This window comes from Natrinema amylolyticum, assembly GCF_020515625.1.
Lineage (GTDB): Archaea > Halobacteriota > Halobacteria > Halobacteriales > Natrialbaceae > Natrinema > Natrinema amylolyticum.
This window is the reverse complement of sequence record NZ_JAIWPJ010000002.1, coordinates 863,201-881,010: the sequence shown is the minus strand read 5'-3', so window position 1 is coordinate 881,010 and position 17,810 is coordinate 863,201. Positions and strand designations below refer to the sequence as shown.

Sequence of the window (17,810 nt, the reverse complement as noted above, 5' to 3'; positions counted from 1 at the left end):
GAACGAGCGAACGAAGTGAGCGACGTTCAGGCGGTTCGAATCCCGCCACGCCCGTTTTCTCGAAGCCCACCGGTGCCGAAGCGACGGCGCGCTCGAGGAGCTACCAGCGGTTCATCTCGAGTGATTTCGACCCGTCGGGATCTAGACGATCGTTCCATGCGATCGAGAGACACGCATCGGGAACGCCGACGGACGCGAGAAAACGAGTGCCGAGAGCGTGTCGTCAGTGGCCGCCGCGTCGTTCCCGGTTCGGGTTCCCGAATCGGGTCAGCGGCTCGAGTTCTTCCTCGGGGACGTCCTCGAAGGCGGCGCGGGCAATGACGCGGCGGTGGACTTCGTCCGCACCGTCGACGATGCGGAACTGGCGGACCGACTCGTAGAAGTCCGACAGCGGGAGGTCCTTCCCGATGCCGTTGGCACCGCAACACTGGACGGCCAGATCGATCGCGTCCTGCGTGACGTTGGCGGTGAACACCTTGCACATCGAGACGGGGACGCGGGCCTCGTCGCCGGCGGCAATCCGGTCTGCTGCGTCGCGGATGCCGGTGCGGGCCATGTGGAGTCTCGTCTCGGCGTCGGCGATCCGATGGCGGAGCGACTGCTTGTCCGAGAGGGTGGAGTCGAACCCCTCGCGCTCGCTGATGTAGGCCTTCGCGATGTCGAGCGAGCGCTGGGCCATTCCGGAGTAGCGCATGCAGTGAGTCAGGCGCGCGGGGCCGAGCCGCTCCTGGGCGTGGGTAAAGCCCTCGTTCAGTTCACCGAGCAGGTGTTCCTCGGGGACGCGGACGTTCTCGTACCGGATTTCGGCGTGAGAGGCACCGCGATTTCCGCCGCCCATATGGGGGACGTCGCGGATGACCTCGACGCCGTCGGCGTCGGCGGGAACGAGGAAGAGCGAACAGCCCTCGTAGGGATGGGCCTCCGGATCGGTTCGGGCGAGGACGATCAGCACGTCCGCCTCGACGCCCTGCGTCGTCCACCACTTGTGGCCGTCGATGACCCACTCGTCGCCGTCCCGTTCCGCCGTGGTCTGGATCATCTTCGGATCCGAGCCGGCCCCCTGCATCGGCTCGGTCATCGAGAAACCGGACTTGATCTCTCCCTGAACGAGCGGCTCGAGGTAGGTCTCCTTTTGCAGGTCGTCGCCGGCCAGTTCGAGCAGGTGCATGTTCCCCTCGTCGGGCGCGTCGACGCGCATCGCGACCTGCCCGAGGAGGCTACGGCCCGCCTCCTCGAACGCGGGAAGTGAATCGCGGAAGGAAAGTCCCATCCCGCCGTACTCCTCGGGGATCTGCGGAGCGTAGACGTCGTATTCCCGGGCCGCCTCCCGCAGCTCTGTAATGGTACCGCTCGAGACGGCCATCCCGCCGGCTCGCTCGCGTTCGATCGGCAGGACGACTTCCTCCATCAAGGCGTTGGCGCGCTCGGCAACCTCGCGCGCCCGTTCACTGTCATCGTAGCGCATAGCGGGTGTACTCCCGACCGACGGCTAAGCGTTCGGAGAACCCCCACGCGGTCGCAACTATCCCCGTGATTTTTGATGAGGAACGAATCGTGCCGAACGTGATCGGTGCGAATCGGTCGCACGTCGGTCAGGGAACGGGGAGCGGCGGCAAAAAATCGAAATCGGGACTACCGCGCCGTCCAACCGCCGTCGGCCGCGAGCACGGAGCCGGTCACGTAGTTCGCGGCGTCGCTCGCGAGGAAGACGACGGGGCCGGCGATCTCCTCGGGGTCGGCGAAGCGCTCCAACGGCGTGCGGTCGATAATCGACTGGCGAAGCTGTTCGTTGCTCTCGAGGTCCTCCGTCAGTTCCGTCGAGACGTAGCCCGGCGCGACGGCGTTGACCCGAACCTCCGGAGCCCAGTCCAGCGACATGCTCTTCGTCAGTCCGACCAGCCCGTGCTTCGAGGCGACGTAGGGGTGCTGGCGCGGCAGGCCGACCAGGCCGCCGACGCTGGCGACGTTGATGACCGACCCCCCGTCGCTCTCGAGGAGGTGGTCCGCCGCGGCGCGCGTGACCTCGTAGGCACCGTTCAGGTTGACGTCCAGCACGCGGTCGAGGCTCTCGGTCTCGACGTCTTCCGGCCGGCCGAGCGCGTCGTCGGGGTTGAAGCCGGCGTTGTTGACGACGATGTCGACGCCGCCGAACTCGTCGGCGGCGCGGTCGATGACCTCGGTGACGGCGTCGCCGTCCGTCACGTCCGCGGGAACGGCGAGTGCGTCACCGCCCGCGTCCTCGATGTCTGCGGCGACGGCCTCGATTTCGTCCGTCGATCGGGCGCTCGGAACGACCGCGGCCCCCGCGTTCGCCAGTTCGACGGCGATCGCGCGGCCGATGCCGCGACCGCCGCCCGTTACCACTGCGACTCGTCCGTCGAGATCGAATAACTCGCTCATTGATCCTCCGTTTCGGCGTCGCCTACGTCAAGCTTTTCGCGTAGCCCCTGCTTGTCGAACTTTCCGGTCGCGGTCTTGGGGATCCGCTCAACGACGCGGATCTCGTCGGGGAGCCACCAGTCGGGCTGCTCGAGCGTCTCCTGCAGGTGCTCGTACAACTCGTCCTCGTCGGGGTCGGCGTCCTCGGCCGTGACGACGGTCGCGAGCGGCCGTTCCTGCCACTTCTCGTGTGGAACGCCGACGACCGCCGACTCGACGACGTCCGGATTGGCCATCAGGGCGTTCTCGAGCGCGATTGAGGAGATCCACTCGCCGCCGCTCTTGATGACGTCCTTCGCGCGATCGACGACCTCGATGTAGCCGTCCTCGTCGACCGAGACGATGTCGCCCGTCTTCAGCCACTTTCCGGAGGACGAAACGTCCTCCGACGTCCCGCTCGCATCGCTCGCGGGACCCCCCTCGAAATCCTCCTCGTTGGCCTCGGGGCGGTTGTAGTACTCCGTGATCACCGTCGGCCCGCGGACCCACAGTTCGCCAGCGGACTCGCCGTCCCAGGGAACCTCCTCGCCGTCGTCGTTTACGACGCGCATCTCGAGTCCGGGCGAGAGAAGACCCTGTTTCCGGCGCTTCTCGTACTTCCGGCTCGGATCCCAGTCGGCCATGCGGGACTTCGGTCGGGAGACCGAGCCGATGCTCATCGTCTCGGTCATCCCCCAGGCGTGTTCGACGGTGACGTCGAACTCCTCGTCGTACCGGCGCATCATCTCCTCGGGCGCGGCGCTGCCGCCGACGACGATTCGCTCGAGAGAGGAGAGGTCGCCGCCGTGCTCGTCGACGTGCTCGAGCAAGTTGATCCAGACCGTCGGCACCCCGGCGGTCATGGTGACGCCCTCGCGTTCGATCAGCTCGAGCAGATCGGCCGCGCTCGGCGAGGGGCCGGGATAGACCTGCGTCGCGCCGGCCATCGTCGCGGCGTAGGGGAACTCCCAGGAGTTGACGTGGAACATCGGCACGACTGGCATGACCACGTCGCGCTCCTCGATACCGAGGCCGGCGGGGGTCATCACCATCATCGCGTGGGCGTAGATCATCTTGTGGGTGTACTCCACGCCCTTCGGCCGGCCCGTCGTGCCGGAGGTATAGCACATCCCCGCGGGGTACTCCTCTTCCAGGTCGGGCATCTCGCTCTCCGGAATCGGGTCGTACTCCGCGACGAGGTCCTCGTAGGCGACGGCATCGATGGAGGTCTCGGGAACAGTCTCATCCATCACGACGACCTGCTCGACGGAGAGCTCCGACCACAGTCGCTCGATGGTCTCGAACGGCTCGCCCGGATCGACGAACAGGATATCGTCGTCGGCGTCCTCGACGATGTAGACGACGTCGTCGTCACCGAGCTGAACGTTGATCGTGTGCAACTGCGCGCCCGAGAGGGGCGCGGCGTAGTACGTCTCGAGGTGGCGGTGATGGTTCCACCCGAACGTGCCGATCCGGTCACCGTGGCCGAAGCCGCGGTCGGAGAGCGCGGCCAGCAGCGCCCTGACGCGCTCGCCGAACTCGCCGTAGGAGGTGTCGACGATGCCGTCATGGGTCCGGGAGACGAGTCGCGTCTCCGGGAAGAGGTTCGTCGGCCGCCAGAAGAACGGCCGGATCGTCAGGTCGGACATCTCAGGCCACCTCCTCCGGGGAGACGGCGAGGTACTTCTCGAGCAGGTCGTCGCGCTCGCGGATCTCCTCGATGGAGCCCTCGAACACGATCGAGCCGGTATCGATGACGTAGCCCCGCGTCGCGAGTTCGAACGCGAAGTTGACGTTCTGCTCGGAGAGCAGGACGGTCACGTCCCGGTCGACGACGTCCTGGAGCATCTCCCGGAGGTCGTCGACGATGACGGGTGCCAGTCCCTCGGTCGGCTCGTCGAGCAATAGCGTCGACGGCTGCTGGACGAGCGCGCGAGCGACGGCGAGCATCTGCTGTTCGCCGCCGCTCAGGTTCTGGCCGTTGTTCGTCCGCAGGTCGTCGAGGATCGGGAACAGCTCGTACATCTCCTCGACGGGGCGCGGATCCGCCGCGAGCTTGTGCGCGAGGACGATGTTCTCGTGGACGGTCAGCGTCGGGAACACCCGGCGGTCCTCGGGGACCAGATTGATCCCGAGTTCGTTGATCTCGTCGGGCGATTTCCCCACGATGTCCTCGCCGCGGTATCTGATACGCCCGCGTCGGGGCGGAGTCACGCCCATGATCGAGCGCATCGTCGTCGTCTTTCCGGCCCCGTTGCGACCGAGCAGTGCGACGACTTCGCCTTCCGCCAGATCCAGCGAAACGTCGTGGAGGATGTGGCTGTTTCCGTAGTAGGTGTCGATCTCGTCGATGTCCAGAACGGTCATACGGTCTCACTTCCGAGGTAGGCTTCGGTCACTCGTTCGTCGTTCAGTACCGCCTGCGGTTCGCCGTCGGCGAGCACCGCACCGTCGGCGAGGACGACGATCCGATCGGAGATGTCGGTGACGACGTCCATGTCGTGTTCGGTGACGATGAACGTCGCCTCGATGTCCCGATTCAGCTCCTGAATGAGCGAGACGATCTCCTCCGTCTCGGTCGGGTTCATCCCCGCGGTCGGCTCGTCCAAGAGGAACACCGTCGGCTCGATCGCCAGCGCCAGCGCGATCTCGACGTTGCGCTTCTCGCCGTGGCTCAGCGTATCACACTGGGTCTCGGCGATGCTCGTCAGGTTGGTGAGCTCCATGAGCTCGTCGATTTCCCGGTTGAGTTCCTCGTCGACCTCTGGACGCGAGCGCATGTCGAATGTCCGCCCCTCGTGGGTGATCCGCGCGACCTGTAGGTTCTCGCGGACCGTCAGCCCCTCGAAGATGTTCGTGATCTGGTAGGACCGCGAGAGGCCGTTGCGCGCGACCTCGTGGGGTTCCGCGTCGGTGATCTCGCGCATGTCGCCGTCCTTGCGGAGCCAGATCTCGCCGCTGGTCGGCTGCAAGACGCCCGTCAGCAGGTTGTAGAACGTGGTCTTCCCGGCCCCGTTGGGACCGATGATACTGGTGACCTCCTCGTCGTCGAACGCGAGGCTGACGTCATCGGTGGCGATCAGATCGCCGAACTGCTTGCGCAGTTCCTCGGTGCGGAGGACGGTCGTCATCGGTCGACACCCCCGTCGTCGGATCGCCCAGTGAGCTGTGACGTCGCGTTCGCGAACTTCTCGCTGATCGACTCGCCGACGAACGACGCCGCTTCGCCCGCGCCGCCGCGGTCGTAAGCTGCCTGGACGTCCTGGAGCCACGCACCGATCATGGCCAATCCGCCGGCGGCCCCCTGCTTGAAGTAGAGGACGACGACGATGAGCATGATTCCGAAGAACAGCTCCCAGTAGGCCTCGAGCGCCGGGAAGCGGCTGATCCCCCACCGGACGTAGTGGTAGAGGAACGCGCCGACGATCGGCCCGCCGAAGTATCCGGCACCGCCGATGACGGTCGCGACGACTGGCGTCGCGCTCATCGTCCAGTGGGCTTCGTTGGGCGTGGCGACGCTCGCGAAGCCGGCGATCAGGACGCCGGCGATGCCGACGAACAGCGCCGAGACGATGAAAGTCATCCAACGATGGACGGTGACGTTGACCCCGAGCGCTGCGGCCCGATCGGGGCTCTCGCGGAGCGCCTTGCAGATCGTGCCGAACGGCGAGTTGACGATCCGCCAGATGGCGTAGATCGACGCCACGACGATCGTCGCCGTGAGGTAGTAGTACGTCCGCCGTTCGCCGAGTCTGAACTCCGTCCCACCGAGTTCGACGGTCCCGAGCAGGACGAAGATGCCGTCGGTCCCGTTGGTGAGCCCGTAGGGATCCTGGAGCAACAGCGAGTAGAACAGCATCCCGAAGGCGAGGGTGATCAGCGCGAAGTAGATCTCCTCGAGGCGGACGCTGAGGTAGCCGACGGGAATCGCGAGCACGAGCGCCAGCAGGACGCCGACGAGCCCGCCGACGACGAACGTAGCAAGCGGCGCGAGGCCGGTACCGACGACGTCGGCGATCGGCGACTGGTAATCGCGTATCACGATCGCGAGCCCGTACGCGCCCGCACCGAAGAACATCGCGTGCCCGAACGAGAGTAACCCGGTGTAGCCGTACAGCAGGTTGAAGGCGACGGCGAACAGCGCGATGATCAGGAACTCGGTGAACAGGTACACCTGAAACCGGGGACCGAAGGAGACGAGTACCAGAGCGAGCAGACCGAGCAGCACGAACCGCTCGCTGGTCCAGCCGTTACCGACCGCTCGGTATCCGAACGCACCGATCCGACCGATGAGTCCGTCCTCTTGCGTGCTCATTCACCGATCCCTCCGAACAGTCCTTCCGGTTTGAACAGTAATACGATGACCATAGCGAGGAACGGGACTGCGATGCTGCCGGCGGCGAAGAACTGGGGGACGATGCTCTGCATCATGCCGACGAACATCGCGCCGACGAACGCGCCAGACAGCGAACCGAGACCGCCGATGACGACGATGATGAACGCGTCGATGATCACCGACTCGCCCAGGCTCGGGCCGATCGATTGCATCGGAGCCGCGAGGGCACCGCCGAGGCCCGCGAGGAGACTCCCCGCGAAGAACACCGCGGTGTACAGCCGTGGCACGTCGACGCCGAGCATCGACGCCATCTCCCGGTCCGAGGAGGTCCCCCGGACGAGCGATCCGAAGTAGGTCTTCTTGATGAACAGCCAGAGGCCGACCATCACAGCGAGCGCCGCGACGATGACGAACAGCCGGTAGGCGGTGAACCGACTGCCCCCGATCGACACGGAAAAGTCGAGCAGTCCCGGGACCGGCGTCGGATACGGTTGCGACCCCCAGACGAAGCGAACCGCCTCGTGAATGATGAGGACGAACCCGAACGTGACGATCAACTGATCGAGGTCGCTGTCGGCGCGGTCGTACAACGGCCGAATCGTCACCACTTCGATGAGCGCGCCGACGAGACCGACCGCGATCGCGCCGACGACCATCCCCAGCCAGAAGTTTCCGACCAGGTTCGTCGTGACGGTCAGGGCGAAGTACGCGCCGAGCATGTAGAACGCTCCGTGTGCGAAATTGAGCACGCCGAGCACGCCGAAGATCAGGCTCAACCCGACGGCGATCAGGAACAACCGACTTCCGAGGCTTAGCCCGATAACGACGTCACCGAGCCCGACGAGTGGAAATATGTTTATCGGATTCATGGCAGTAATCGTGATGGTTGATCCTACAGGCCCGCGGGCAGGTCCGAGCCCTCGAGCGCGCCCCGAACGTCTGCCGGTGCGGCGTCGTACCGTTCGACCGGGTCCAGCACGTTGCTTTCCCACTCCTCGTCGTAACTGACTTGGCCCCAGATAGAGGCGACCGAAGCCTGGTTCGTCTCGGTGAACTCGTACTCACCGACCGGACCGGTGTGTTGCATCCCGGAGAACTGACCGATCAGATCGTCAGCGCTCGTGCCGCCGCCCTCTTCGATCGCCATCTTATACAGGTATACCGCTCGGTAGGCACCTTCGGCGTTGTACGTCGGCAGCGTGTCGTACTCCTCGACGTACGTCTCTCGGAAGGTGTTGTTCTCCTCGCTGTCGGGAACGAAGGGGTCGTACCGGGTGGACGCCCACGTTCCCTCCGGGATTGGGTTTCCGTCGGACGGCAGGTCCGTCCCCATCCCGACGCTGATCAACGTGTGATCGATCTGATCGAACCAGCCGGAGTCTTCCGCTTGACCGAGGAACGTCGTCAGGTCGGAACCCCACAGCGGCGTGATAACGGCGTCCGGGTCCGCGTCGAGGATCGAACTGATGAACGGCGAGTAGTCGTTCGTCTCGAGAGCGGGGAACTGCTCGGCCGTGAACTCGGCGTCGACGCCGATCCCCTCCGCGAAGGCCTGGAAATAGGCCCACGTGTCGTACCCGAACGCGTAGTCGGGACCGATCGTCGCCCACTCGGTCGCGTCGAGCTCCGAGGCGACCTGTGCGGCACCGAACATGTCGTGGGCGACGGTGTTAGAACACCGAAAGACGTAGTCGTTACCGACCGAATCTTCCGTTTCGCCCTCGGGTGAAGTGACGTACGGCGTCGCCGCGTGCGTGATCATGAGCGGCATCTGGTTTTGCTTGATTTGGGGAGCGATGTTCTGTGCGACACCGCTGCTGTCGAGTCCCATCAAGCCGTCGACGCCCTCTTCCTCGATCAGGCTGGTCATCTGCTGGGTTGCCGTGTTGGAGTCGGCCTCCGTGTCGCGGAGGATCACCTCGACGTCGTCACCGTCGATACCGCCGTCGTCATTGATCTCTTGGACCGCGAGATCGTATCCTCGCTCGGCTTCCTCGCCGTACAGCGAGGCGAAGCCGGACATGATGTTCAGCGCACCCAGCGTGACGCCGCTGCCACCCCCACCGCCGAGACAGCCGGCGATCGATGCGAGCCCCGCGCCGGCCGTCGCCGTCTTCAGAAACGTCCGACGATCGTATCCAGCGCTGCTACTTGGTGACGCAATACTTCGTGACCCTTGCGCTACGTTATTATCTCCCACTGTCAACCACGTCCTGACGTGGGCAATGAGTATATATAAACATGATGTATAGATTCAAACATGAGGTGTTCTGAGTTACCCAAATTGGTGCCAGGTATCATACTGCCATCCCCGATTTTGCGGTTATTATAGAAGTGTCTGAGTTATCATATTTCTAATTACACTACGGCCGTATTGCCATCGATTACTCGGTCAAATACCAGCGTATTACTATCATTTATATGTCTTATATCCTCAGTGACCGCGGTGAATCGATCGAACACGGGTGGATTTTGGATTATCAGAAATGGTAATGGGCGGATGAATTTTTTGAGGGGTGAACGTCAGCGTGGATGCAATGGCTATTGACGAGGCCGACCAATCGGATGCCGGGGACTATTCTGAGGGGGAGGCATCCGACTCTGCGTCGGAAGGCGAGCGGTCTCAAACCGCTGATCTGACGTCGAATTCGGCGATCAGCGTCGGCGAGTACACGTGGGAAGAATTCATGAAGGAGTACGGGTACGGCGACGAAGTGGCTGACCTGTATCCCGACGACGGTGCCGAGACAGACCAGCTCGGACTCGATACCGGCGCGAACGTCGGGCCGATCCCGAGCGGGGACGACTGGGACCGAGTCGAGTTCGATCCGACGTCCTACCTCGGCTACCACCCCGACGACCTCGAGGAACAGATCCTGCCGATCGCCGGCGACAACGCTGCCACGCTCCAGCCGATCGTCCAGAAGTACACCGACCCGGAGACGACACCGGTCATCAAGGACATCTGGACCTGGGAACACTACAAGCTGGCGTACGATCACGACGAATCGTCACCGCTCGACAAATCGGACGCGCTCGGCTTCGATCCCGATACGATAGAGGGACGTCTGGCCGCTGCCAACGACGCCGCCTTGGACCTCGACGACGTCGTCGAGGAACGCACCGTCAACGTCGAAGAGGATCTCGACGAGGACGAGTTCTTCACGACGCCCGCGGGGAACACCACCGTCTCCAATCGCTACGATCTCGAGAAAGCGGTTCCCTTCGAGAAGAAGACCCACTTTCGGGAGGTCGAGCGCTACTGGGTGAACAAACCCTACGCCTACGTCGTCATCTTCCATTCGGAGAAGGAAAACGAGAAGAAGTACTACATGATCGAGCCCTACCAGAACGAGATCGAGATGGAACTCAAAGAGTTCCTCTCGGGCAAACTCAGGAAGGCGATCAAGTACTCCGAGGACGGCATCAAGGAGAAGGCGACCGAGGGCGGCCGCCGAACGGTGATCGAGGACGAAACCCGACGGTTGCTGAAACGGTACGACCTCTTCGAGGCGACCTCGGGCAGCACGTCCGAAGGGATGGTTCAGGTGCTTCGAGGACTGCTCGACGGCGACGAGGAGGCCGTGGCCGAGGCCGAGGACACCGGCCCGAGCCAACTCGGCGGGATCGAGGTCCGACCCGAACCGGCCATTCTCGCGGACGACCCGGACACGCTGAGCGAGTATCAGGTCGAGAAGCTCCTCTATGAGCTCACGCGGGACTTCATCGGCTACGAGCGTATCGACGGGATCAAACACGACATCAACGTCGAGGACATCTCCGTCGACGGCTACAACTCGCCCGTCTTCGTCTATCACTCCGAGTACGAACAGATCATCTCGAACATCTACCACGGTGAGGAGGAACTCGACGATTTCGTCGTCAAACTCGCCCAGCGGTCGGGCAAAGGGATCAGTAAACGACTACCACAGGTCGACGCGACGCTCCCCGACGGCTCGCGTGCCCAGCTCACCCTCGGAAAGGAAGTCTCCGACCACGGGACTAACTACACCATCCGTCAGTTCAAGGACGTTCCGTTCACCCCGATCGACCTCATCAACTGGAACACCTTCAGCCTAGACGAGATGGCCTTCCTCTGGCTCGCCATCGAGAACCACAAGAGCCTGATCTTCGCCGGCGGTACTGCGTCCGGGAAGACTACCTCGCTGAACGCCGTCTCGCTCTTTATCCCCTCGAGCGCCAAGATCGTCTCCATCGAGGACACCCGCGAGGTCGAACTCCCGCAGCGAAACTGGATCGCCAGCGTCACTCGTCCCTCGTTCTCCGACGACGAACAGGGCGACGTCGACGAGTTCGACCTGCTCGAGGCCGCACTGCGCCAGCGGCCCGACTACATCGTCATGGGTGAGATCCGTGGCGAGGAGGGGCGGACGCTCTTCCAGGTCATGTCGACGGGTCACACCACTTACACCACCTTCCACGCCGACTCCGTCGACGAGGTGCTCAAGCGGTTCACGACTGATCCGATCAACGTCTCGAAGACGATGTTCACCGCGCTGGACCTCGTCTCGATTCAGACGCAGACCCGCGTCCAAGGCCGGAAGGTCCGCCGGAACAAGTCGCTGACCGAGATCAACCACTACGAGGCCGAACACGACGAGATCAACGTTCAAGACGTCTACCAGTGGCAGGCGGAGACCGACGAGTACCTCAAGATGGGGGACTCGAACACTTTACAGGAGATCCAGTTCGATCGCGGGTGGAGCAAGGAGAAACTCGAGGAGGAACTGTTCAAGCGCGAGGTCATCCTCGCGTACCTCATCAAGAACGAACTGAACACGTACGCACAGGTCGCGGCGACCGTGCAGGCGTTCATCAACGATCCCGAGACCATCCTCACGCTCATCGCGAACGGGCAACTCGAGGACAGCCTCGAGGACCTCCGCGAGATGGAGAGCGTCCTGATCGACGTTGATCCCGAAAAGGAGGAGCTCGTTCCGCGGCCCGAGGCGACCAGCGAGACGTACAACCTCTCGATGGACATCTTGGAACGGGCCGAGGAGTCACTATTCGAGGAGTTCCGCGGGGAAGTCCCCAGCGGACTCGCGAATTCGCTGGGCGACATCGAAGCAGAGAGCACGATCGAGGTCGACCGCGCCGACAGCGACGAGTTCGAGTTCGGCGGCGACGTCGACGGGACTGTCGACGAAGAGGAGTGGGAACTGGGCGACAGTTCGACCGAATTCGCCATCGAAGGCGAGGACGGCGGCGACGAGCCGGCGTGGCTGAGCGACGGGGACGGGGCCGATGCAGATAGCGACACCGGAGCGCCCGCGGTCACCGGGAACACCGTCTCCGATGGCGCGGCCACCGACGAAACGGCTACCGATGCCGATTCCGGCCCGGTATCGGGAACGGCCGATGAAACCGCGATATCCGGCGATTCCGGCAGTGCCATCGATTCTCCTGCAGCGAGTGACACACCGGAAGAGACCCCAACTACCCAAGCCGAAACGTCGACCGCTGGCGGCGGGGACGCTGGGCGACCGGCCGAGTCGGACGCGGACGAGCGCGGCCCAGCCGACAGCACGACCGAATCGGGCGGTACCGAGGCGAGTGACGCCGCGGGATCGACAGCGAACGATTCGACGGTGTTCCCCTCCGACGATCCCGATGATAGCGATCTGGGCGGACTGTTCGACGATATGGGCGAGACGATCGACGATCCCGAGTCGGGACAGACGACTGGCGACCACGAGTCGCCGACACACGGTCGACCGGACACCTCCGGATTCGACTCGATGTTCCCGGAAGACGATCTCGATTCGATCTTCGATCCGGACTCGAGCGACGGTACGCCGGCAGACGATCTCAGTGAGCAACTCGCTGCCGGGATGGACTCGGCCTCAAGCGACGAACCGGAGCCACCGACGATCGACATCGACAGCGGAGCAACGAAGTCGGACGAGACCAATCGCGACGAGGGTGGCGATGACACCGGTACGGGGAGCGACGACCAGTCAACGACGGAAGCCACCGACGGTGAGCCGCCGACTATCGATATCGACGACGGAGGTGGGGACTCGTCGGCCGATGTCACCTCCGATGACGGGCCGATCGATGGGAGCGAACCGACGACCGCCGAACCGAACGCGGAGCCGGACGAGTCCGCGACGGACGACTCGATATTCGGTGGCGAGTCGGAGTCGATCTTCACCGACGATGACGGGGAGACGGTCGACGATGACGGGTCACTGTTCGACGACGCCGACTCGAACGACGATGCCGATTCGAACGACGAGTCGATTTTCAAGGACGACGATGACGAAAAATCGACTGACGGCAACGGCGGCATCTTCGACGCTGACGGAAGTAACGAGGAGAGCGACTCATGAGCCTCCAAACGACGGACAGTGGCGGATCGGGTATGTCGGGCAGTTCCGACGCACTCGGTGATCGGTTCTATCCCCTCTACGACCGGTTATTCGGGGACGACAGCGAGTTCGTCGCGGATGTCGAGACGAAACTCGCGCAGGCCCGGATGACGGACACGGTCGAACTCTATCTCTCGCGAGCGCTCGGAATCGGGTTCATCAGCGGTCTCACCCTCTGGCTGATCGGGCTGCTGCTCGGCTACGGGATCTTCGCCATCGGCCTTCTCTCGAACGAGACACTCATCGGCATTCCGGTCGGTAACGGGCTCCTCCTCGAGATCATCGAGCTACTTCGCGTCCCGGCTATCGTCTTCTTCACTGGCCTCATACTCGGCACGATCGGGTTCGGGATCGGCTTCGGATCGATGGTCGCGATCCCCTACTCGCGTGCGTCCTCCCGCAAGCGCGAGATCAACATGCTCCTGACCGACTCGGTCTCGTTCATGTACGCCCTGTCGGTCGGTGGCCTGAACCAACTCGAGATCATCGAGGCGATGGCCCAGGCCGACGACACCTACGGCGAGGTCGCAAAGGAGTTCCAGAGCATCGTCAAGGAGACCGAATACTTCGACATCGACTACCGGACGGCCATCCGGAAACAGGCACTGGAGACCCCGAGCGACGACCTCTCACAGTTCCTGACCGACATGCTCTCGATCGTCAACAGCGGTGGTGACATGGAGAGCTTCCTCGAAGACAAGAAGGAAAAGCACCTGCGCACGGCAAAGCAGGAACAGGAACTCACCCTCGAAACGCTCGAGCTGTTCGGGGAGATGTACATGACGCTGTCGCTGTTTCCGCTCCTCCTGATCATCATCATGGTTATTATGCAAATGATCCCGGGTGCAGGCGTCTCCAACCAGATGCTCTACATGACCGTCTACGGGTTGATTCCGATGATCGGCGTCGCCTTCATCGTCCTCGTCTCGACGGTCAAACACGACGAACCCGGTGACGGCTTCCTCTCGATGGAGGATACCGGCCAGCGGACCGAAACCGGTCAGGACGACGGCCTACTGGGCCTCGGACTCATCGAACAGTTCACGGGCGATCACCGCGTCTTCGATCGAATCAAGAACCGCGAGGGGACCTACGAGACGATCGAAGTCCTGCGGAAGCCGCATCTCTTCTTCAGGGACAATCCGCTGATCACTCTCGCATTGACCGTGCCGACGGCACTCGTCATCGTCGTCACGGCCATGGTAAACGGGGCGACGCCGATGTCGTGGGAGGAACTCCTCGAGAAACCGATCTGGGGAACGGTCATCTACCTCTACGTGCCGTTGTACATCGTCGCGCTTCCGTTAGCTATCTTCCGCGAGTGGAACGCTCGCCACAGAACCGCCGTCGTCAACAAACTCTCCGAAGACCTCCGCAAACTCTCGAGTTCGAACGATACCGGACTGACACTCCTCGAGTCCTTCAAGGCCGTCTCCGACACGACGAACGGTAAACTCGCAAGCGAGTTCGAGATCGTGCATACGAAGGTCAACTACGGAACGAGCATGAAAGAGGCGCTCATCGAGTTCAACAACAAGTACCACATTCCGCGACTCGCCAGAACGATGCGCCTGATCACTGAAGCCCAGGAGGCGTCGAACGAAATTTCGGACGTCCTCCGGACGGCCGCGACTGCGAGCGAGAACCACGACGACATCCAGCGGGAACGCAAGTCCCGGACTCGCATGCAAATCGTGATCATCATCATGACGTTCATGACGGTGCTTGCGGTGATCGCGATTCTCAAGACACAGTTTATCGACACGATGGCCGGTCTCGAGAGCAGTAGTGGCGGTGGTGGATCCGGCGGTGGCGGCGGCGCAATGAGTGAGGCCAACCTGAGCGAAAACATCAACGTCGACATGCTGTCGGTGTTGTTCTTCCACGCGGTGACCCTTCAGGCGCTTATCTCCGGATTTATCTGTGGATATATGCGGGATGCCAGCATATTGAGCGGGTTGAAATACGCGGTCGGACTGTCAGCAATCGCACTCATCGGCTGGACACTGGTGGCCTGAGATGAGCCGAAAACGAACAGCCGACCGAACGCGGGACCGAACTCGACGACCCCGAACGATTTCCATCTCACTCGCGGATCGGGGCCAGACCACACAGGATTTCGCCGTCGGAATCGGCGTCTTCCTGCTGGCGATCGCCTTCGTCTTCTCGTTTCTCCCGTCGCTCGTGACGCCGTACGAATCGTCGGGCGGTGCGAAGACGGCACAGGCAGATCGGATTGCGGACCGGATCGTCGACGACCTCCGAACGGGATCGGGCAACGAGATCAACTTCACTGACTACGCCGGGGAAGAGAACCTGACCCACCAGGTCGGACTTCGGGCGAACAGTGATGAGGACATCACGTACGACAGCCTGAATATAACCATCAAATACGTGAATAATAGTACGACTATCAAGAGCGCTGGGACGTGGACCGCCGGAGAATTATACACCAACCAATCGGCGGCCAGTTCGGCACGGATCGTTACGCTCGAAGGCGATGTCGACGAGTGTGACCCCGCCTGTCGTCTCGTCGTGAGGGTCTGGTGATATCATGGTCGGAACCGACATCCCGTCCAGCGACGATCGCGGACAGGCCTATACGCTCGAGGGGTTCATCGGCGCGATGGTTGTGTTGATGGCGACCCTATTCGCACTGCAGTCGGTCGTGATCATGCCGTCGACCGGTGGTGTCGATCGGTCGGATCAGGCACAGATGCAACAGGAAGCGCTGGACGCACTGGTCGTCGCAGCCGAGGAGGAAAACCTCTCGGAGACGATCCGACGCTGGGACGGTGACGGCGGATTCGAAGGGGCTGACGGACAACTGGAACCGAACGACGACGAGTATCGGACATATAGCCCCGAAACATTCGCCAATAAATCGACGCTCGGGACCGTATTGAACGAGCGATTCAACGATCGTGGCGGGGGATACAACGTCGAACTCCATCCGAAAGACGGAGACAAGAAAACGGTCGTCTTCCAGTCCGCACCGCCGCCGTCAAGCGTCACGGCCAGTTATACCGTGACGCTGTACGACGACCAGTACGTGGTTCCGGACCGAGAGCGAACGCTGAGCGATCTCAACGAGAGCGGGTCCGACGAACCGACGGTTCAGGGGCTGGATAACAACGAGGCGAATCGCGTCTACAACGTCGTCGAAGTTCGGGTGATCGTATGGTGACCGTCTCCGATCGCAACCGCGATCGCGGTCAGTTGCTCCTCGTCGGCGCGATTACTCTCGCGTTCATCATTCTGGGGGCCGTCGTCGTCTACAACGGCGTGCTCGCGACCGAAACGCTCTCTTCCGGCCCGACGGGACAGAGCGGATCCGATGCCAAAGTTACGAACGAGGAACTCGAGCGCGGGATTCAGGGCGTCACCCATCGCGGAAACGTCAACTGGGATGAGAATTCTGCCAGTCAGTATAACAGCACGTTCGAGGACGTAGTCGAGGGGACCGTCGACGATCCCGGATATTCGGAGACGTATCACAATAGGACGGCGAACAGTCAGCCATCGATCACGACGGTCGAACGGGTCGCCGTCGTGCGAGACGCGCGGATCTCGACCGGCAGCTTCTCGGAGTTGACTGGCGCCTCACCGATCGATCTCGAGGACAACGAGTCGGCGACGAACGATAGCCGGCGGATCGGTCACCTCGTTCTCGAGATCGACGAGGGCAGTGACGGAGACGTGACTGCATCTGCAGACACCGACGTCACGGCACTGGTTTACGATGGCTCTGGTGAATATACCACGCCAACTGGTTGCCGGTTCGAAACGCCCGCTCGTGTGGATCTCGTTAACGGGGAGATCAATGGCACGAACCGAGACTGTGGGCTCTCGCTGATCGATCCGGATGAGTCATACGAGGGACTCACGGTCACGGAGGCTGGGGGTACTGTAAGCGGTTCGTACGAACTCGTCGCCAGAGGGAGCGGCTCAATAGACGGCACCGGAACTGACACCCACGGTGCGTGGGACGTCGCCGTCAACGTCACGTATACCTCGAACGAGGTGTCCTACACGCGGACCCAGCGAGTGCCGGTCTATGACGACGGAATGCCGAATCCACTCGGAGTCCTCCCGGACGGCACCTGCACGGACCTCGATATCGATAGCGGATCACCGGCGGTTACCGGCGGGGCCATAATCGAATGTGAGATGAGTAAAACCAGCGGGAGCGGCTTTACCATCGACGTTCAGGACGGGATTCTGGTTGGAGATCAGCAAATCGACGGCGATCTCGACGTTACCGGTGGCAGTGCGCTCTACGGTCAAGTGACGCAAACTGAGAACATCGATATCGACGACGGGAAAATTCAGGGCGACATTCAGAACACGAACGACATCACGATGGATAACGGGGCGATGGTGGATGGAGTAATCATCATCCAAGGCGATATTACTATGGGAACGAACAGCGTCGTCCGCGGAGATGTGTTCTCTGAAGGGAACGTCGATATAGACGGTGACAGCGTCGTCTACGGCGATGTAGTCGCCGAAGGGACCGTTACCGTCAGCGACGGAACCGTCCACGGAACGATCAACGATGGGGTATCCGATATTGATAATCACAGATAACACCATGTCCGCACACACCCGTCCGTTCGTTCGAGACACCGGAAGCGAATCCGGATCAATTCGATCCACCG

At 62.4% G+C, this 17,810-nt stretch carries 13 protein-coding genes; 5 read left to right on the top strand and 8 right to left on the bottom strand.

Annotated elements, in window-relative coordinates:
* Positions 1 to 223: 223 nt before the first annotated feature.
* The 8 genes from LDH66_RS14575 to LDH66_RS14540 all read right to left on the bottom strand — a co-directional run bounded on the left by LDH66_RS14575 (position 224) and on the right by LDH66_RS14540 (position 8,918).
* On the bottom strand, positions 224 to 1,465 hold the full coding sequence (locus tag LDH66_RS14575; protein ID WP_226481796.1) for an acyl-CoA dehydrogenase family protein: 1,242 nt from the start codon (positions 1,463 to 1,465) through the stop codon (positions 224 to 226).
* A gap of 167 nt (positions 1,466 to 1,632) precedes the next feature.
* Positions 1,633 to 2,400, bottom strand: a complete 768-nt coding sequence (locus tag LDH66_RS14570; RefSeq protein WP_226481795.1) for an SDR family NAD(P)-dependent oxidoreductase — start codon at positions 2,398 to 2,400, stop codon at positions 1,633 to 1,635.
* Positions 2,397 to 4,067 (bottom strand): long-chain fatty acid--CoA ligase, encoded by a 1,671-nt coding sequence (locus LDH66_RS14565; RefSeq protein ID WP_226481794.1) that lies wholly within the window; start codon positions 4,065 to 4,067, stop codon positions 2,397 to 2,399. Before LDH66_RS14565 ends, LDH66_RS14570 begins: the two co-directional genes overlap by 4 nt.
* A 1-nt stretch (position 4,068) precedes the next feature.
* On the bottom strand, positions 4,069 to 4,785 hold the full coding sequence (locus tag LDH66_RS14560) for an ABC transporter ATP-binding protein (protein WP_226481793.1): 717 nt from the start codon (positions 4,783 to 4,785) through the stop codon (positions 4,069 to 4,071).
* The gene (locus LDH66_RS14555) at positions 4,782 to 5,549 is read right to left on the bottom strand and encodes an ABC transporter ATP-binding protein (protein ID WP_226481792.1); all 768 of its coding nucleotides are present in this window, start codon (positions 5,547 to 5,549) and stop codon (positions 4,782 to 4,784) included. Before LDH66_RS14555 ends, LDH66_RS14560 begins: the two co-directional genes overlap by 4 nt.
* Positions 5,546 to 6,733 carry a branched-chain amino acid ABC transporter permease gene (locus LDH66_RS14550; RefSeq protein ID WP_226481791.1) on the bottom strand — a complete coding sequence of 396 codons (1,188 nt, stop codon included), beginning with the start codon at positions 6,731 to 6,733 and terminating at the stop codon, positions 5,546 to 5,548. Before LDH66_RS14550 ends, LDH66_RS14555 begins: the two co-directional genes overlap by 4 nt.
* A complete protein-coding gene (locus LDH66_RS14545) occupies positions 6,730 to 7,623 on the bottom strand; it encodes a branched-chain amino acid ABC transporter permease (RefSeq protein WP_226481790.1) in 894 nt (297 codons plus the stop codon). Before LDH66_RS14545 ends, LDH66_RS14550 begins: the two co-directional genes overlap by 4 nt.
* Positions 7,624 to 7,646: 23 nt before the next feature.
* Positions 7,647 to 8,918: an ABC transporter substrate-binding protein gene (locus LDH66_RS14540; RefSeq protein ID WP_425492953.1), complete on the bottom strand. Its 1,272-nt coding sequence runs from the start codon at positions 8,916 to 8,918 to the stop codon at positions 7,647 to 7,649.
* A 373-nt stretch (positions 8,919 to 9,291) separates the two neighbouring features.
* On the opposite strand from LDH66_RS14540, the gene LDH66_RS14535 reads away from it, so the two are divergent.
* Genes LDH66_RS14535 through LDH66_RS14515 form a run of 5 tightly spaced genes read left to right on the top strand, consistent with a single transcriptional unit; the run spans position 9,292 to position 17,739 of the window.
* Positions 9,292 to 13,110 (top strand): ATPase, T2SS/T4P/T4SS family, encoded by a 3,819-nt coding sequence (locus tag LDH66_RS14535; RefSeq protein ID WP_226481788.1) that lies wholly within the window; start codon positions 9,292 to 9,294, stop codon positions 13,108 to 13,110.
* Positions 13,107 to 15,167: a type II secretion system F family protein gene (locus LDH66_RS14530; protein ID WP_226481787.1), complete on the top strand. Its 2,061-nt coding sequence runs from the start codon at positions 13,107 to 13,109 to the stop codon at positions 15,165 to 15,167. Before LDH66_RS14535 ends, LDH66_RS14530 begins: the two co-directional genes overlap by 4 nt.
* A 1-nt stretch (position 15,168) precedes the next feature.
* A complete protein-coding gene (locus tag LDH66_RS14525; RefSeq protein WP_226481786.1) occupies positions 15,169 to 15,699 on the top strand; it encodes a DUF7287 family protein in 531 nt (176 codons plus the stop codon).
* 4 nt (positions 15,700 to 15,703) lie between these two features.
* Complete coding sequence (locus tag LDH66_RS14520; protein WP_226481785.1) at positions 15,704 to 16,336, top strand: DUF7288 family protein; 633 nt, start codon at positions 15,704 to 15,706, stop codon at positions 16,334 to 16,336.
* On the top strand, positions 16,330 to 17,739 hold the full coding sequence (locus LDH66_RS14515; RefSeq protein ID WP_226481784.1) for a polymer-forming cytoskeletal protein: 1,410 nt from the start codon (positions 16,330 to 16,332) through the stop codon (positions 17,737 to 17,739). Before LDH66_RS14520 ends, LDH66_RS14515 begins: the two co-directional genes overlap by 7 nt.
* Positions 17,740 to 17,810: the final 71 nt, after the last annotated feature.